Annotated in this window: 14 protein-coding genes; all 14 read left to right on the forward strand. The window is 52.1% G+C overall.

The window, feature by feature from the left end; all coding sequences use genetic code 11:
- Window positions 1–122: 122 nt before the first annotated feature.
- A complete protein-coding gene (locus ACJJIF_RS10035) occupies window positions 123–293 on the forward strand; it encodes a hypothetical protein (protein WP_444932077.1) in 171 nt (56 codons plus the stop codon).
- Window positions 294–571: 278 nt separating this feature from the next.
- Window positions 572–991 (forward strand): NADH-quinone oxidoreductase subunit A, encoded by a 420-nt coding sequence (ndhC, locus tag ACJJIF_RS10040; protein WP_444932078.1) that lies wholly within the window; start codon window positions 572–574, stop codon window positions 989–991.
- A gap of 12 nt (window positions 992–1,003) precedes the next feature.
- Entirely contained in the window at window positions 1,004–1,651 is a 648-nt protein-coding gene (locus tag ACJJIF_RS10045; protein WP_444932079.1) for an NADH-quinone oxidoreductase subunit B, read from the forward strand.
- Window positions 1,652–1,695: 44 nt separating this feature from the next.
- Complete coding sequence (nuoC, locus tag ACJJIF_RS10050) at window positions 1,696–3,501, forward strand: NADH-quinone oxidoreductase subunit C/D (protein WP_444932080.1); 1,806 nt, start codon at window positions 1,696–1,698, stop codon at window positions 3,499–3,501.
- 147 nt (window positions 3,502–3,648) lie between these two features.
- On the forward strand, window positions 3,649–4,215 hold the full coding sequence (nuoE, locus tag ACJJIF_RS10055; RefSeq protein WP_444932081.1) for an NADH-quinone oxidoreductase subunit NuoE: 567 nt from the start codon (window positions 3,649–3,651) through the stop codon (window positions 4,213–4,215).
- Entirely contained in the window at window positions 4,193–5,467 is a 1,275-nt protein-coding gene (nuoF, locus tag ACJJIF_RS10060) for an NADH-quinone oxidoreductase subunit NuoF (RefSeq protein ID WP_444932082.1), read from the forward strand. Before nuoE ends, nuoF begins: the two co-directional genes overlap by 23 nt.
- Window positions 5,468–5,522: 55 nt before the next feature.
- Window positions 5,523–8,366, forward strand: coding sequence for an NADH-quinone oxidoreductase subunit NuoG (gene nuoG, locus ACJJIF_RS10065; RefSeq protein WP_444932083.1), 2,844 nt, complete (start codon window positions 5,523–5,525; stop codon window positions 8,364–8,366).
- A gap of 2 nt (window positions 8,367–8,368) precedes the next feature.
- Complete coding sequence (gene nuoH / locus ACJJIF_RS10070; RefSeq protein ID WP_444932084.1) at window positions 8,369–9,325, forward strand: NADH-quinone oxidoreductase subunit NuoH; 957 nt, start codon at window positions 8,369–8,371, stop codon at window positions 9,323–9,325.
- Between the two features lie 31 nt (window positions 9,326–9,356).
- Window positions 9,357–9,875: an NADH-quinone oxidoreductase subunit NuoI gene (gene nuoI / locus ACJJIF_RS10075; protein ID WP_444932085.1), complete on the forward strand. Its 519-nt coding sequence runs from the start codon at window positions 9,357–9,359 to the stop codon at window positions 9,873–9,875.
- 48 nt (window positions 9,876–9,923) lie between these two features.
- The gene (gene nuoJ, locus ACJJIF_RS10080; protein WP_444932086.1) at window positions 9,924–10,433 is read left to right on the forward strand and encodes an NADH-quinone oxidoreductase subunit J; all 510 of its coding nucleotides are present in this window, start codon (window positions 9,924–9,926) and stop codon (window positions 10,431–10,433) included.
- A gap of 4 nt (window positions 10,434–10,437) precedes the next feature.
- Entirely contained in the window at window positions 10,438–10,755 is a 318-nt protein-coding gene (gene nuoK / locus ACJJIF_RS10085) for an NADH-quinone oxidoreductase subunit NuoK (RefSeq protein WP_444932087.1), read from the forward strand.
- A 1-nt stretch (window position 10,756) separates the two neighbouring features.
- Window positions 10,757–12,595, forward strand: a complete 1,839-nt coding sequence (gene nuoL, locus ACJJIF_RS10090; protein ID WP_444932088.1) for an NADH-quinone oxidoreductase subunit L — start codon at window positions 10,757–10,759, stop codon at window positions 12,593–12,595.
- On the forward strand, window positions 12,592–14,190 hold the full coding sequence (nuoM, locus tag ACJJIF_RS10095) for an NADH-quinone oxidoreductase subunit M (protein ID WP_444932089.1): 1,599 nt from the start codon (window positions 12,592–12,594) through the stop codon (window positions 14,188–14,190). Before nuoL ends, nuoM begins: the two co-directional genes overlap by 4 nt.
- On the forward strand, window positions 14,187–15,716 hold the full coding sequence (locus ACJJIF_RS10100) for an NADH-quinone oxidoreductase subunit N (RefSeq protein ID WP_444932090.1): 1,530 nt from the start codon (window positions 14,187–14,189) through the stop codon (window positions 15,714–15,716). Before nuoM ends, ACJJIF_RS10100 begins: the two co-directional genes overlap by 4 nt.

Consider the following 15,716-nt stretch of genomic DNA (forward strand, 5'->3'; position numbering starts at 1 on the left):
TCCCCCAGCAGTAAGGATTAAGAACTCAACACGAAAACTTAAGATATATTTTGAAGAGAACCCTACCCTTCAAAACCTACAGATCATATAGATTCTTCAGCCCCCTCCATAGAACGAGCCAATTGAAACAATCTGAAAACCCACAACAAAACCTAAAACACAGAACCAAAAATCAAAAAATATCAAAATCTAACCAAGAAAATAAAGCTAACTATCGGGCCAAAATCGAAACATTCCAACAATGTAAGCAATACGCCACAAAAAATCACATGGCAGAAAAAATCACAGAATAAACCTCTATAAAAACAAGCCTTATAATAAATAAACGTTCCTTATAGGCACTGGCGCTAACTGCCGCAAGGATTTATAAACAATGGATGATCAGCCAAACTCATTAAATTTGTGCCAGCAGGGCGCAAATTTACACAAAACAGGCTGGGGAGCCTAACTAGAAGTACCTTTCCACGCCAGATAAAAATACTCCCCACAAATGACTGAGGTGTTGTAGAGTTTGTCGCGGCATCAGTGGTTAACTTGGCCCAGGCCTAGTACGAAAACGGAGAGAGAACCGTTGAACTATCCAGATCAGTTTACCCCTCAGATTTGGCCGCTGATAGTTTACTGCTTGGCCGTATTTGCTCTAATTACCTTAATGCTCGGCCTCTCCTATTTTCTCGGCCAAAAACGCAGAGACCCGGCCACGGATGAGCCCTATGAATCCGGTATCGTCTCGCAAGGCAATGCGCGCCTGCGCCTCTCTGTCGCCTATTACCTGGTTGCCATCTTATTCATTGTTTTCGACTTAGAGGCCATTTACCTGTTCAGCTGGTCCATCGCATTTTATGAAACCGGCCTGCTCGGATTTATTGAGGCCACGGTATTTATCCTGATACTGCTGGTGGGGCTTATTTACTTGTGGCGCCTGGGGGCACTTGACTGGGGCGGACAGCAAAAAAGTTTGGATAAACGGCAACAATCCCGATCACAATAATGAGAATTGATAATGCGCTGGAAGCTGACCAAAGCCGAAGATCTCATTGCCACTGAACGCGGCAATCCCCCTGAAGCAATAAGCACAGAAGATATAGAAAAAAGTATTCTCCTTACCAAACTTGAAGAACTGATTTCCTGGGGCCGATCAAACTCCCTATGGCCATTTAATTTCGGGCTTTCCTGTTGCTATGTAGAAATGGCCACCGCCTTTACCAGTCGCCACGATATCTCCCGCTTTGGCGCCGAAGTAATCCGCGCCACTCCGAGGCAAGCAGACCTGATTGTTATTTCTGGGACCGTATTTCTTAAAATGGCACCGGTGGTACAACGGCTGTACGAACAAATGATTGAGCCCCGCTGGGTCATCTCTATGGGCTCCTGCGCAAATTCCGGCGGTATGTACGATATCTACAGTGTGGTTCAGGGCGTGGATAAGTTTCTTCCCGTCGACGTTTATGTGCCCGGCTGTCCTCCGCGCCCGGAGGCCCTATTGCAGGGATTAACCCTATTGCAAAAGTCTGTGGCTGCGGAGCGGCGGGCCTTTAGCTGGGTTGTGGATGAGCAGGGCGCTCACAAGGTTGCCAAGCCCAGCCAGCGGGATCTCCACAGGGAGGAGCGGATGAAGGCGAACACGCTGCGCACACCCGATAGCGTTTAGGCTCTTTAAGCCTCACGGAATAAAAAATAACAACGGAATGGTCAATGAGCGCTGTCATCGCAAAAACTATCCACGGGGAAACGCCCTACAGGAAAGCGGCGGAGTCATTTATTCGAGATCTCGATAGCGGCTACAAGCTCCACACTTTCTGGTGGCAGCCACACTGTGATGATATGCCCACCCTGTGGATTGAAAAGCATGCCTTAATCCCCCTGCTGCGCTATCTCAAGCAAGAGATTCCCCAACCCTTTGAAATGCTGTATGACCTGAGCGCTATTGATGAGCGGCTGCGGATCAACCGGGGCGAGGGGGCAGAAAAGCAGCCCGCCAGTGATTTCACCCTGATGTATCAATTACTGTCATTCACCCGCAATTTGTTTATTCGCATTAAGGTGGCCCTGGCAGAGAGCGATCTGAGTGCGCCGACGGTGACTGGTGTTTGGGAGAATGCCAATTGGTATGAGCGGGAGGTCTGGGATCTATTTGGCATCGACTTTCCCGGCCACCCCCATCTACAGCGAATCATAATGCCCCTGACCTGGAAGGGACACCCGCTGCGCAAAGATCACCACGCCCGCGCTACCGAAGTCGATCCCTTTAGTTTGTCGGAAGAGAAGGAACGCAAAGAGCAGGAGGCCCTGTTGTTCCGGCCGGAAGATTGGGGCATGGCAAGGGGCAGTGAAAATTCGGAGTTTATGTTTCTCAACCTCGGCCCCAACCACCCCAGTGTGCACGGGGTCTTCCGCGTAGCCCTACAGCTCGACGGTGAGCAGGTTATCGATGCAGTGCCGGATATCGGCTATCACCATCGCGGCGCAGAAAAAATGGCTGAGCGCCAGGCGTGGCATACCTATGTTCCCTACACCGACCGTATCGATTACCTCGGCGGTGTTATGAACAACCTGCCCTATGTGATGGCACTGGAGCAGCTCGCCGGTATTAAAGTTCCCGAGCGCGCACAGATGATACGGGTAATGATGTGCGAGTTCTTCCGCATCTCCAGCCACCTGGTATTTTTTGGCACCTTTGCCCAGGACGTGGGGCAGATGTCCCCGGTGTTCTATATGTTTATCGACCGGGAAAAACTGTTCGGCATTGTCGAAGCCATTACCGGCGGCAGGATGCACCCGGCATGGTTCCGCATCGGCGGTGTGGCGCAGGATCTGCCCCAGGGGTGGGACAAGATGGTGCGGGAGTTCCTCGACTATATGCCCGCACGCTTAGCCGACTACGACGGGATGGTAATCAAGAACAAACTGCTACAGCGCCGCACCCGGGGCATTGGTGTGTACAACACCGCAGAAGCTTTCGAGTGGGGGGTCACCGGGCCCGGACTTCGCGCCACCGGCCTGGACTGGGATTTGCGCAAAAAGCGCCCTTACAGCGGCTATGAACAGTTCGAGTTCGAGATTCCCAGCTACGATGGTGGAGACTGCTTTGATCGCTGCCGGGTTAGGGTCGATGAGATCTGGCAGAGCCTGCGAATTATCCGCCAGTGTTTGGAGAATATGCCCTCGGGGCCCTACAAGTCCGACCACCCATTGACGACACCCCCGCGCAAGGGGCGCACCATGGAGGATATCGAGACTTTAATACAGCATTTTGTCAACAACAGCTGGGGGCCGGTTATGCCCGCCGGAGAAGTCTGTTATCCCATTGAGGCCACCAAGGGAATCAATAGCTACCAAATAGTCAGTGACGGGGGGACCACTTCATACAGGACCAGAATTCGCACCCCCTCATTTCCCCATCTGCAAATGATTCCGTTGATGTCGAACGGCCTGTTGATTGCTGACCTGATCGCCATTATTGCCAGCATCGACTTTGTTATGGCGGATGTGGATAGATAGTTATAAAAAAATATTGCGGCGCGCACAGGGCCGTACAACAGCGGAGTAAAAAGTGCACGGAAACCAATGCGGCGTTGCAGCTACCCCACTAGCCGGTAGTGGCAGCGCCTCACCGGCACCTCCGCAAGCTCTACCTCGGGGGCAACTATGTCCAGCTTATTAGAACCGGAACTGATTGAAGTAATGGCGCAAGGCAATAGGGACTCAGAAGACAATCAGGCAACCTTAACAACTCAAGAAAAACAGGAGATTGATCGGGAAGCCAGCCACTACCACGAGAAAACTTCGGTGGGACTAGAGGCGTTGCGCATTGTGCAAAAACATCGAGGCTGGGTGTCCGACAACAGTCTTCTGGCAATTTCCAACTACCTGGATATCCCCGCCGCCGAGCTCGAAAGCGTTGCCACCTATTTTCAGCTGATCTTCCGCCAGCCCGTGGGCAAGGAGGTAATTTACCTCTGTAAGAGTTCCAGCTGCTGGATTATGGGCTGTGAGCAGTTACAAAAAAGAATATCAGCACGTCTGAATATCCAGCCCGGTGAAACCAGTGATGATGGCATTTTCACTTTGTTGGAAACCCCCTGCCTGGGTGACTGCGACAAGGCACCGGTCCTTATGCTGGGAGAGGAAATGCATCGGCACCTGGATGAAAACAGTATTGATGAGTTAATCGATAAAAAGAAAAAATACCATGCTGACAAATCCACTGACTAAAAATATTTCCAGTGAAAATATTGCCGCCAGTATTGAGCAGTATGTAGAAAACGACGGCTATCGGGGATGGCGCAAAGCCGTGGCTATGGCGCCGAACGATATTATCAATTTAGTAAAAGATGCCGGCCTGCGCGGGCGCGGTGGCGCCGGTTTTAACACCGGGCTCAAGTGGAGCTTTGTGCCCCGTGGGGATGACGCTCCACAGCAGAAATATGTGGTTTGCAATGCCGACGAGATGGAGCCCGGCGCCTTTAAAGACCGCCTGTTGATGGAGCGGGACCCCCACCTCCTCCTTGAGGGCATGGCCATAACCGCCTATGCCATTGGTGCCTCTCACGCCTATATTTTTATTCGCGGGGAATACCATTTGGCCGCCAGCCGGCTGGAGCAGGCAATCGCCGAGGCCAAACAGCAGCGTATGCTCGGGGAGAATATCTTTGACAGCGGCTTTAGCTTAGAAATTTGCCTGCACCGCAGTGCCGGCAATTATATCTGTGGTGAGGAGACCGCACTCCTCAATGCCCTCGAAGGCAGGCGAGCGATCCCCCGCGCTAAACCCCCCTTCCCGCAAGTGAGCGGGCTTTGGGGCAAACCCACCGTCGTTAACAACGTTGAGACCCTGTGCAACCTCCCCCATTTAATTAGCCACGGCGCGCAGTGGTATAAAAATCTTGGCCGTGGCGACGATGCCGGTAGCAAAATCTTTGGTGTTAGCGGCAAGGTCAAAAATCCCGGTGCCTGGGAACTGCCCATGGGCACCCCCATTCGCGAAATTATTGAGCAATATGCCGGCGGGATGAAAGATGGCCTGCAATTAAAAGGCATTCTGCCCGGGGGTGGATCGACCGATTTCCTCGGCCCCGACCACCTAGACCTCCCCATGGATTACGACGTTATCGGCAAAGCCGGCAGCCGTATGGGCACCGGCACGATTACGGTACTCGACGATAAAACCTGTCCGGTAGGCCTGGTACTGAACTTAACCCGATTTTTTGCGCGGGAGTCCTGTGGCTGGTGTACCCCCTGCCGGGATGGCTTGCCCTGGGCGGTTAAATTGCTGGAGAAGATCGAATCTGGACAGGGGACCCGGGAAGACCTGGCACTCCTCAAAGAGCAGTGTGAGCGCATTGGCCCGGGGAATACCTTTTGCGCCCTGGCCCCCGGTGCCGCCGAACCGATACAGAGTGCCTTAACGCTATTTGAACAAGATTTTATAGACCATATTGAGGGCGGCTGTTGCCCCTACACCTAAATTAATACAGCGGCCCCGATCCTAACAGTCCCTATAACAAGAAAATGGATTGCAAATGCCAACCATCACAATAGACGGTAGCCAATACCAGGTTGATGGAGAGCAAAACCTGCTCACTGCCTGCCTGTCCCTGGGCTTGAATGTGCCCTATTTCTGCTGGCATCCCGCCATGGGCTCAGTCGGTGCTTGTCGTCAATGTGCGCTCATCGAGTACAGGGACAGCGAAGATCAACGGGGTCGCTTGATTATGAGCTGTATGACGCCGATTAAGGATGGCGGCATTTACAGTATCAATACCGCTGCGGCAAAAGATTTTCGCGGTGCCGTCATAGAAGACCTTATGACCAATCACCCACACGACTGCCCGGTGTGTGAGGAGGGCGGCGAGTGCCACTTGCAGGACATGACCGAGATGTCCGCTCATACCCTGCGCCGCTATCAAGGTAGCAAGCGCACTCACAGAAACCAATATCTCGGCCCCTTTATCAATCACGAAATGAATCGCTGTATTACCTGTTACCGCTGTGTCAGGTTCTATCACGATTATGCCGGCGGTGAAGACTTGCAGGCCCTAGGGCGCAATCATCAGGTCTTTTTTGGCAGAAATACTGAAGGCAAACTGGAAAATGGGTTTAGTGGCAACCTGGTGGAGGTGTGCCCTACCGGTGTATTTACCGATAGAACCTTCAGCCAACATTTTGTGCGCAAATGGGACTTACAAACGGCGGCCTCGGTGTGTGAGCACTGCGCCGTGGGCTGTAACACCGCCCCCGGAGCTAGAGAATCCGGCAACAACCGCGACCCGCTGCTCCGCCGCGTAGTCAACTTATACCACCACGATATCAACGGCTACTTTCTCTGTGACCGGGGACGCTTTGGCTATGAATACGTCAATAGCAAGAGCCGTATTACCCAGGTACTCAGCGCCCGTGAAGATACCGTCATCAGCTCGACGGCCGACGCCGACGAACGCCTGCACAAAGAAATTCCCCCTCAGGAAGGGGTTTTTACACTCTCGGAAAAACTCGCGGCGGCGCACCGGGGCGAGCATCGCCTGATCGGTATAGGCTCGCCCAGGGCATCGCTGGAAAACAACTTTGCCCTACTAAAATTTGTAGGCCGACAAAATTTCTTCTCTGGGCTCAATCAGCGGGATATGCGCTTGCTACAGCTGATAAACCGCATCCAGAGCGACAGCAACATTCACAGCCCAACCCTCCCAGAGATAGAGTGTGCCGACGCAGTCCTGATACTGGGAGAGAATATCTACAACACCGCGCCAAGGGTTTCCCTGGCAGTTCGCCAAGCGGCGCGAAGCCGCCAAAAAGAACAAGCCCAGTCACTCAAAATACCGCTGTGGCAAGATGCCTCCGTTCGCCAACTGGGCGGTGAACCCAGCCCGATTATGTTTATCGGTGCGGAACTCAGCCAAATCACAGATATCACCGACAGGGCGATCTATACCCTACCCGAGAACACCGCCCAGATCGGCCGGGCAGTGGCCCAGTGTATTCTCGCTGTGAACAACAGAGAGATATCTCTGAGTGCGGAACACCTGAAGGCCTCAGAAGATATTGCGGCAATACTCACTGCGGCTAAAAATCCCGTGATTATCTCCGGCACCAGCAGCAAAGACAGCCAGCTTCTGCACAGCGCCGCACAAATCGCTGCAGCCCTGGCCGAAAAGAATGGCAAATCCAGCGCGCTCTACCTGTGCTGCGAAGAGGTCAATAGCTTGGGAATAACCCAACTATTTGAGCCGGAAACCGGTTCCCTTGAGCAGCTGCTCAATGAACTCAAAAAAGATAAAACCCACATCAATAAAACCCTGGTGATTTTGGAAAACGATCTCTCTCTGAGAATCGCGAGTCGAGAGTTAGATAGCCTTTTTGCCAGTGTCGAGGATATCGTTCTACTCGATACCCTACTGAATAAAACCGCCAAACACGCCGACTTAATCTTTCCGGCAGCGGCCACGGCAGAATCCCAGGGCACCTATGTCAATACCACCGGGCTGGCGCAGCGCTTCTACGCCGTCTATGAGGGCACGGGGTTTATTCAAGAGAGTTGGCGCTGGCTGGCTGATGCCGCCGGTTTTTGCACGGAGCACTCAGAAAACATTGACGCTATCGCCAGCTGGAACCACTGCCCGGATATCACCGAATCCCTGGCGGACAGCATTCCCTCCCTCGGGGTGATCAAGGCGCTGGGACCGGATGAAAACTATCGTATTGAAGGGCTGAAAGTCGCCAGACAGACCGCCCGCTACAGTGGCCGCACGGCTATTCACGCCGAGGAGCATGTCTCTGAAACTCCCCCACCCCAGGACCCCGATGCGCCCATGAGCTTTAGTATGGAGGGGGTTCACAATCCGAACCGCTCGCCGCTACAAGCCAATATCTGGTCTCCGGGGTGGAATTCCAATCAGTCAATCTTCAAGTTTCAGCAAGCGGTGGGCGGCGAGCGTCGCGGAGGCGCCAGTGGCCGCTCTATCCAGCGGCCAGCGCGGCCCCTATCGGAGTGGTCCCCAGCCACAGTGCCGGAGCGCGATTCAGACCAGGGCAAGCACAGCCTGAAGACAGTGCCGATCTACCGCCTGTTTGGTTCGGAAGAACTCAGCAATCGCTCCATGGGAATCTCCACCATTATCGATAAACCCTTTTTCACCTTAAACCGCGACGATGCCGAAAGTGCCAAACTCAAGCAGGGCGATACAGTGGCACTGGATACCAGCAGCGGGGTTTTCCGTGGCAAGGTGGTTATTTCTGATACCCAGCCTGCGGGCAGCTTGGGTGTGCCCGCAGGCCTGCCCGGACTTGAGGTCCTCACCCCCATATTGCCCGGCGGTGCCAATCTATTGCCGGTGGTAGAGAGCTCCAGTATCAGGCAGGAGGGTTAATCATGAATGCGAATGTCTGGATCATACTGCTCAATATATTCGGTGTACTGGTAGTCACCGTCTTGCTCGCGGCAATTTTGACATGGGGTGAACGGCGCTTACTGGGATTCTGGCAGGATCGCCCAGGCCCTAACCGGGTGGGCAAGTTTGGCTCCCTGCAAGTGGTTGCAGATATGATCAAACTCTTTTTTAAAGAGGACTTCACTCCCAAATTTGCCGATATCCCGGTCTTTATACTGGCCCCCACCGTGGTGATGGCAACTATGCTGATCGCCTTTGCAGTCGTCCCCATGTCGCCCAGTATCGGGGTTACCGATCTCAATATCGGCTTGCTGTTTGTACTGGCTATGAGTTCTATCGCCGTCTACAGCGTCATCCTTGGAGGCTATGCCTCAAATAATAAATATGCCCTGCTCGGTGGGCTGCGAGCGGCCGCACAAACAGTATCTTACGAAGTCTTTATGGGCTTGAGTCTGATGGGCGTAGTGATGCTGTCCGGGAGCTTTAACCTGCGCGAAATAGTCAATGCCCAGGCGGATGGCTGGTTTATTATCCCACAGCTCCTCGGCTTTTTTGTCTTCTTTATCGCCGGTATCGCCGAGAGCCGCAGAACTCCGTTTGACCTGCCAGAGGCCGAACATGAGCTGACCGCCGGATTTCATACCGAGTATTCCGGTATGAAGTTTGGTATGTTTTTTGTTGGGGAATACTTGGCGGTAATCCTGATTTCCGCTCTGATCACCACACTATTTCTCGGCGGCTGGCACGGTCCCCTACTCCCTCCCCTTATATGGTTCTGCCTGAAAACCACTATTTTGGTCGCTTTATTTATTCTTCTGAGGGCGGCCATTCCGCGCCCCCGCTATGACCAGTTAATGAAATTCGGCTGGAAGGTGATGTTGCCCCTAGCCCTGATTAACCTCTTGGCGACCGCAGCCGTACTGCTGTGGAAAGCCTAGAAAATTACCCTAAGCGTGCGAGGCCAAAGGAATGATTTCAAGCCAAATTCGCAGCATGTGGTTGGTATTTAAACACCTGTTTCGCAAAAATGTCACCGTGCAGTATCCCGATGAGAAACCCTACCTGGCGCCGAGGTATCGCGGCCGGATTGTTCTCACCCGCGACCCCAATGGGGATGAGCGCTGCGTTGCCTGCAACCTCTGCGCTGTAGCCTGCCCACCAGATTGCATCTCCCTACAGAAAACAGAAGATACCGACGGGCGCTGGCGCCCCGAATATTTTCGTATCAACTTCTCCCGCTGCATTATGTGTGGTCTCTGTGAAGATGCCTGTCCAACCTATGCCATTCAGCTGACACCGGACTTCGAGATGTGCGAGTACGATCGGCAGAATATGGTGTATGAAAAGGAAGATCTCCTGATCAGTGGTCCCGGTAAATATCACGACTACAGCTTTTACCAGGTCGCCGGCAAGGCTATCGCGGGGAAAGACAAAGGGGAGGCACAAAACGAGGCTGAACCCATTAATGTAAAGAGCTTAAATCTATGACTCTTTAGCCAAGGCGCTGACTAATCACTAAAAAAAGAGGCTGTCCCGGTGCATTACACTTTCTATCTGACTGCTGCGGTTGCCATTGTCTCCACAGCCATGGTTATCTTTCACAAAAACGCCGTTCACGCACTACTTTATCTTGTCACCTCGCTCCTATCTGTTGCCGTTATCTTCTACCAGTTTGGTGCGCCCCTGGCAGCTGCCCTCGAAGTTATTATTTATGCCGGCGCGATCATGGTACTGGTTATTTTTGTCATCATGATGCTCAATCAGGGGGATGCGGCGGTTGCACAGGAACAAGCTTGGTTGCAGCCCCACACCTGGATAGGGCCGGCGCTGCTCTCGGCCATACTGCTTATCCAGTTGCTTCTACTGATTAGCAGCGGGCAAATTTCCTCCGCTCAAACCTACCACTATATCGGCCCCAAACAGGTTGGTATTGCTCTTTTTAGCCATTACGTCCTCGCCGTCGAACTCGCCTCAATGCTGCTTCTGGCAGGGCTTGTCGGAGCCTTTCATCTGGCTCGGCACAGAAAAACCATTCATCCGGAGTGACACTATGCCTATCGAATCTGCACCGGGTTTGGAAGCGGGTGTGCTATTGGCCTCCATCCTGTTTTGCCTGGGATTAACCGGATTACTGATCCGACGAAATGTTATTTTTATGCTGATGTGCATAGAAATCTGTACCAATGCCGCAGCACTGCTATTTGTCGTTGCGGGGTCACACTGGGGCAATGCCGATGGACAGGTGATGTTTATTTTTGTAGTCACCCTGGCCGCTGCGGAAATCGCAATCGCCCTGGCGCTGGTATTGCAATTTTACTACCGAAAACATACGGTCGATATTGACCAACTCAATGGATTGAGAGGTTAATATGAATGGATTTCTAGCCTGGATACCACTGCTTCCCCTACTCGGCTTTCTGATCTTAACCAGCCTGCCCCTGTTGACACAGAGGGAGCCATCACAAAAATTAGTCAGCCGGATTGGCGTCGGCAGTGTAGGACTCTCAGCCCTTTTGGTTTTTAGCCTCACCTTTGCCACCTTTCTGGGAAATCCAAACACGGTGCTCACCCTATCCGCCTGGGAGTGGGTGCGAGTCTCTGAGCTTCAGCTCGGCTTCACTTTTTATGTGGACTGGCTGACCCTGGTAATGCTTATGATCATTACCGGAGTTGGATTCCTGATCCACTTATACTCCGCCGGATATATGCGCGAGGACCCAGATTTCCGCCGCTACTTTTCCTACCTGAATTTATTTGTCTGCGCCATGTTAATTCTGGTGATGGCAGACAATTTGGTACTCCTCTATCTCGGTTGGGAAGGCGTGGGCCTGTGTAGTTATTTACTGATCGGATTTTGGTATAAGGATGCCGCAAATGGTGCCGCAGCACAGAAAGCATTTATTGTTACTCGCATCGGCGATACGGCCATGGCAATCGGCCTATTCCTGCTGTTCTTTGAATTCTCAACGCTGAATATTCCACAACTGATTGCCGCAACGGAAAATCCCGGGGTAAATACTCAAACGGTGACCATCGCGATGCTGCTACTACTGGGTGGCGCGGTGGGTAAATCAGCCCAGATTCCACTCCAGACCTGGCTGCCCGATGCGATGGCGGGCCCCACCCCAGTTAGCGCCCTTATCCACGCAGCCACCATGGTAACGGCCGGAGTCTATTTGATCGCCCGTATGCACCCGCTCTACCAGCTGTCAGAAACCGCTATGCTGGCGGTGGCGATTGTCGGCGCCCTAACCCTGTTGATATCCGGTTTCAGCGCGATTGCCCAAAGCGATATCAAGCGGGTCCTGGCCTATTCGACCATCAGCCAGATCGGCTATATGTTCCTGGCTCTCGGCGTCGGCGCCTGGTCCGGGGCCGTCTTCCACCTGATGACCCATGCGTTCTTTAAGGCTTTACTGTTTCTATCTGCCGGGTCGGTCATCCTGAGCGTCCATCACGAGCAAAATATCTTTGCCATGGGAGGGCTCTACCGCAAAATTCCCTTTACTTTTATTTGCTTTGCCATCGGTTGCGCCTGTCTGGCAGCACTGCCCTTTACCTCCGGTTTCTACAGCAAAGACTCTATTTTGCTCAGTGCCTATGAGTACCACCAAGGGGGGAACCTGCTCTGGCTTGCCGGCCTACTGGGGGCACTGGTCACTGGGATTTATAGCTTTCGGGTCTTATTTCTCACCTTCTTCGGCAGTGAGGGCAGCGCCTCCTCTCACTGTAAGGACGCCAACAACACCGCGATGACTCTCCCCTTGGGGATACTCGCTGTACTCGCACTCTTCGGCGGAATGCTATATCCCCCCCTACAGGGAGTCTTTGGCGCTGCGGGCGATAAACCTCACTCCTGGTTTATTGAGGCTATTGCGATAGCCATGCCACTAATAGGCCTATTTATCGCCTGGAGAATGTTCCTGTACGAGAAAAAAATGGGGGAACAACACTCTCCGATAATGAAATTTTGGTTGAGTGGATGGCATTTTGATGCGCTCTACGATCGCGTTTTGGTAAAACCCTTCAAGGTCATCACCGCCCTCAACCGCAAAGACATTATCGATAGTATCTACAAAGGGACGGCCTCATTGAGCGCACAATTAAATAATGCGCTCAGTTCATCACAGAACGGGCAGATACGCTGGTATTTAGCCACCTTTGTAGCCGGATCAATTTTATTCCTAGCCCTTCTGGTGGCTCTATGACATTACTGGCAATAATTATTATTCTATTTGCAGGGGGAATATTAGCTTGGCTGGCGGAGAGATATCTCTATGAGGGCGGGCGCTGGATCAGCCTGATTTCCCTGATTATTGCATCCCTCTTGTTAGTCCGCTACTTCCCCCAGGTAGACAGCAGCACTGTTGCGGCGGACAACCTGTGGTGGGATAGCCTTATGCTAGCCTGGATACCCCGCTTCGGTATCAGCTTTCACCTAGCCATTGATGGGCTCAGCTTTTTGATGCTGTTACTGACTATGGGAATGGGTATCTTCGGGTTAATAATGACCTGGAATGATATCAATTTCCGGCGGGGATTTTTTTATTTCAACTACCTGTGGACCCTGGCCGGTATTGTCGGTGTCTTTACCGCGATCGACCTCTTTTTGTTCTTTTTCTTCTGGGAGGTGATGCTGATTCCCATGCTGCTGCTGATCGCAGTTTGGGGTTATGAGGGAAGAATCTACGCCGCGATCAAGTTCTTTATTTTTACTCAGGCAAGCAGCTTGTTAATGCTGATTGCTATCGTTGCCCTGGCCTTTATTCACTACCGTAATAGCGGACAATTGACCTTCAACTACACTGAGTTGCTCGGCGCGCAATTGTCTGCGAGCGCAGCTTACTGGTTGATGCTCGGGTTTTTTATTGCCTTTATCGTCAAACTACCAGCACTGCCCTTCCACACCTGGCTGCCCGATGCCCATACCCAGGCACCTACCGCCGGCAGTATTCTACTGGCAGCTATTCTGCTAAAAACCGGCGCCTATGGTTTGCTGCGATTTACTCTGCCCCTGTTCCCGGAGAGTTCGCAAGCGTTTGCACCAGTGGCAATGACCCTCGGGGCCATCAGTGTGGTCTACGGTGCATCGCTGGCCTTCGCACAAAAGGATATGAAGCGGCTGGTCGCCTACTCCAGTGTGAGCCATATGGGCTTTGTTCTTCTGGGGCTCTACGCACTAAATAGCATCGCCCTACAGGGTGCTGTGATGCAAATGATTGCCCACGGCCTGAGTACTGCCGCACTTTTTGCTCTGGTAGGGGCATTGCAGCACCGGCTGCATACCCGGGATATGAGCCAGCTCGGTGGCATCTGGCCTCTACTACCAAAACTATCCGCTATTGCGCTCTTCTTTGCCGTCGCCTCTTTGGGGCTGCCTGGGCTGGGTAACTTTATTGCCGAGTTCCTGGTACTCGTTGGCAGCTTCAAAGCCAATCACTGGATAACGGTGATCGCAGCCATCGGGCTTATAGGCGCCGCACTCTATGCGCTCCTGATGATGCAGCGTGTCTTCTTTGGTGGCATCAATGAGAAATTAAAGCCTGTTACTGAGGGGAAAACTGTCAGTGATTTGAGTCTCAGGGAGGTTTCTGCGCTGCTTTCCCTGGCGGTATTACTCGTTATCTTTGGGCTTAGGCCCCAGCCCATTTTTGATATCGCCGAGCCCGCTATTGCCCAATCCATACAAAGACTCCAGGTCTCCAAGCAAGAAAACAGCGTGGTTCAGAAAGCAAACCCGGAGGCTTCAGCCAAGCAACCCTCTCCTGCGGTGAAAGGTGCAACTACAGGTACATCTCTATGAGTGCCCAAGAACTATTTTCTATACTGCCGCTGTTGCTAATTAGTGCCGGCATCGTATTTTTACTCCTCCAAGTATCTTTCTGGAGGCATCACACAGGTGCATTAATCACAACCCTCATCACTTTGACGGCAACTATTATTTCCTGTTTCTGGGTTGGCGCTAGCCTGCCGGCCAATAATGGTTCCATTCAGGTCACCGCTCTTTTATCTATCGACTACAATGCACTTTTCTTTTGTCTATTGATACTGGTTACAGCAATCGCGGTCAGTATTTTGGGCTACAACTACTTAAAACTTCGCTGCGACCTCAATCGCAATCCGGATAGTTATCCCGAAGAGTTTTACATTCTGCTGTTGTTGTCCATTTTAGGGGCAACCACTCTGGTATTTTCCAACCACTTTGCCAGTTTTTTTCTCAGTATCGAGTTAGTCAGTCTTGCACTGTATCCCTTACTGGGTTTTATAGTGAATGGCAACCTATCCTCAAAGAAAGACCAGCTAAATTCCCTGGAATCTGCCTTTAAATACTTAATTTTATCGGCGCTATCCACAGCTCTCGGCTTATTTGGTATCGCACTCATTTACGCCGCATCTGGGGCAGTGGATTTTGGCAGCATCGCGACACGCATGCAGGATCTTTCCCAAACGTCTGCGCTTTTTGCCACCGGCACGACTCTGCTGGTCATTTCTGTCGCTTTTAAACTATCACTGGTTCCATTCCATATCTGGACACCCGATGTCTTCCAGGGCGCGCCTACCCCAGTAACCGCATTGATCGCCACCGTGGGAAAAACAGCAGTCATTGCCTTTTTATTGCGATTCTTTAATGTCTTAAACCTCTATCAAAGCCCTATCCTGATTGACTTACTATCAATCGCGGCTATCGCCAGTATGCTGATCGGGAATTTATTGGCGTTAATGCAAAGCGACGTCAAACGGCTGCTGGCCTACTCATCAATCGGCCATATCGGCTACCTCATAGTGGCATTTATTATTGGCAACAGCTCATTTGGCACTGAGGCGGTAATTTATTATATGGTCGCCTACGTTATTACCACACTTGGCGCTTTTGCCATTATTGGCCTGATTGCCGACTCTGCCGAGGCCGCTCAATTGGGCAATGGTAAAACCCGTAACGCCGATGAGACTTACCACCGGGATTTTTATCGAGGTCTACTCTGGCGCAGCCCCTGGTTGGCTAGCTGTTTCGCCCTGATGCTTTTATCCCTCGCCGGCATTCCGCTAACCATTGGGTTTATTGGAAAGTTCTATGTATTTAGCGCCGGCGTTGAGGGCAAAATGTGGCCCCTGCTAGCCGGTGTTGTTATTGGCAGTGCTTTGGGGCTTTTCTACTACCTCCGCCTGCTCCTTACGATGGTGCAAAGAGATGCCGCTGACGTCAACAACCACACTGAAACCTTACAAATTACGACTTCGGGACAAGTTTTAATCGCAAGCCTTTCCGCTGCACTGGTTTTGTTCGGAATTTTTCCACAAATTCTTATTAACTGGATAAATGCTCTATAA

It is taken from the genome of Microbulbifer regidiadema (SeqCode), from assembly GCF_052467605.1.

Excerpts from the sequence above, each read along its gene's own strand:
- ACJJIF_RS10045 (WP_444932079.1), top strand. The coding sequence starts at position 1,004 with ATGCGCTGGAAGCTGACCAAAGCCGAAGATCTCATTGCCACTGAACGC.
- nuoC (WP_444932080.1), top strand. The coding sequence starts at position 1,696 with ATGAGCGCTGTCATCGCAAAAACTATCCACGGGGAAACGCCCTACAGG.
- nuoE (WP_444932081.1), top strand. The coding sequence starts at position 3,649 with ATGTCCAGCTTATTAGAACCGGAACTGATTGAAGTAATGGCGCAAGGC.
- nuoF (WP_444932082.1), top strand. The coding sequence starts at position 4,193 with ATGCTGACAAATCCACTGACTAAAAATATTTCCAGTGAAAATATTGCC.
- nuoG (WP_444932083.1), top strand. The coding sequence starts at position 5,523 with ATGCCAACCATCACAATAGACGGTAGCCAATACCAGGTTGATGGAGAG.
- nuoH (WP_444932084.1), top strand. The coding sequence starts at position 8,369 with ATGAATGCGAATGTCTGGATCATACTGCTCAATATATTCGGTGTACTG.
- nuoI (WP_444932085.1), top strand. The coding sequence starts at position 9,357 with ATGATTTCAAGCCAAATTCGCAGCATGTGGTTGGTATTTAAACACCTG.
- nuoK (WP_444932087.1), top strand. The coding sequence starts at position 10,438 with ATGCCTATCGAATCTGCACCGGGTTTGGAAGCGGGTGTGCTATTGGCC.
- nuoL (WP_444932088.1), top strand. The coding sequence starts at position 10,757 with ATGAATGGATTTCTAGCCTGGATACCACTGCTTCCCCTACTCGGCTTT.
- nuoM (WP_444932089.1), top strand. The coding sequence starts at position 12,592 with ATGACATTACTGGCAATAATTATTATTCTATTTGCAGGGGGAATATTA.
- ACJJIF_RS10100 (WP_444932090.1), top strand. The coding sequence starts at position 14,187 with ATGAGTGCCCAAGAACTATTTTCTATACTGCCGCTGTTGCTAATTAGT.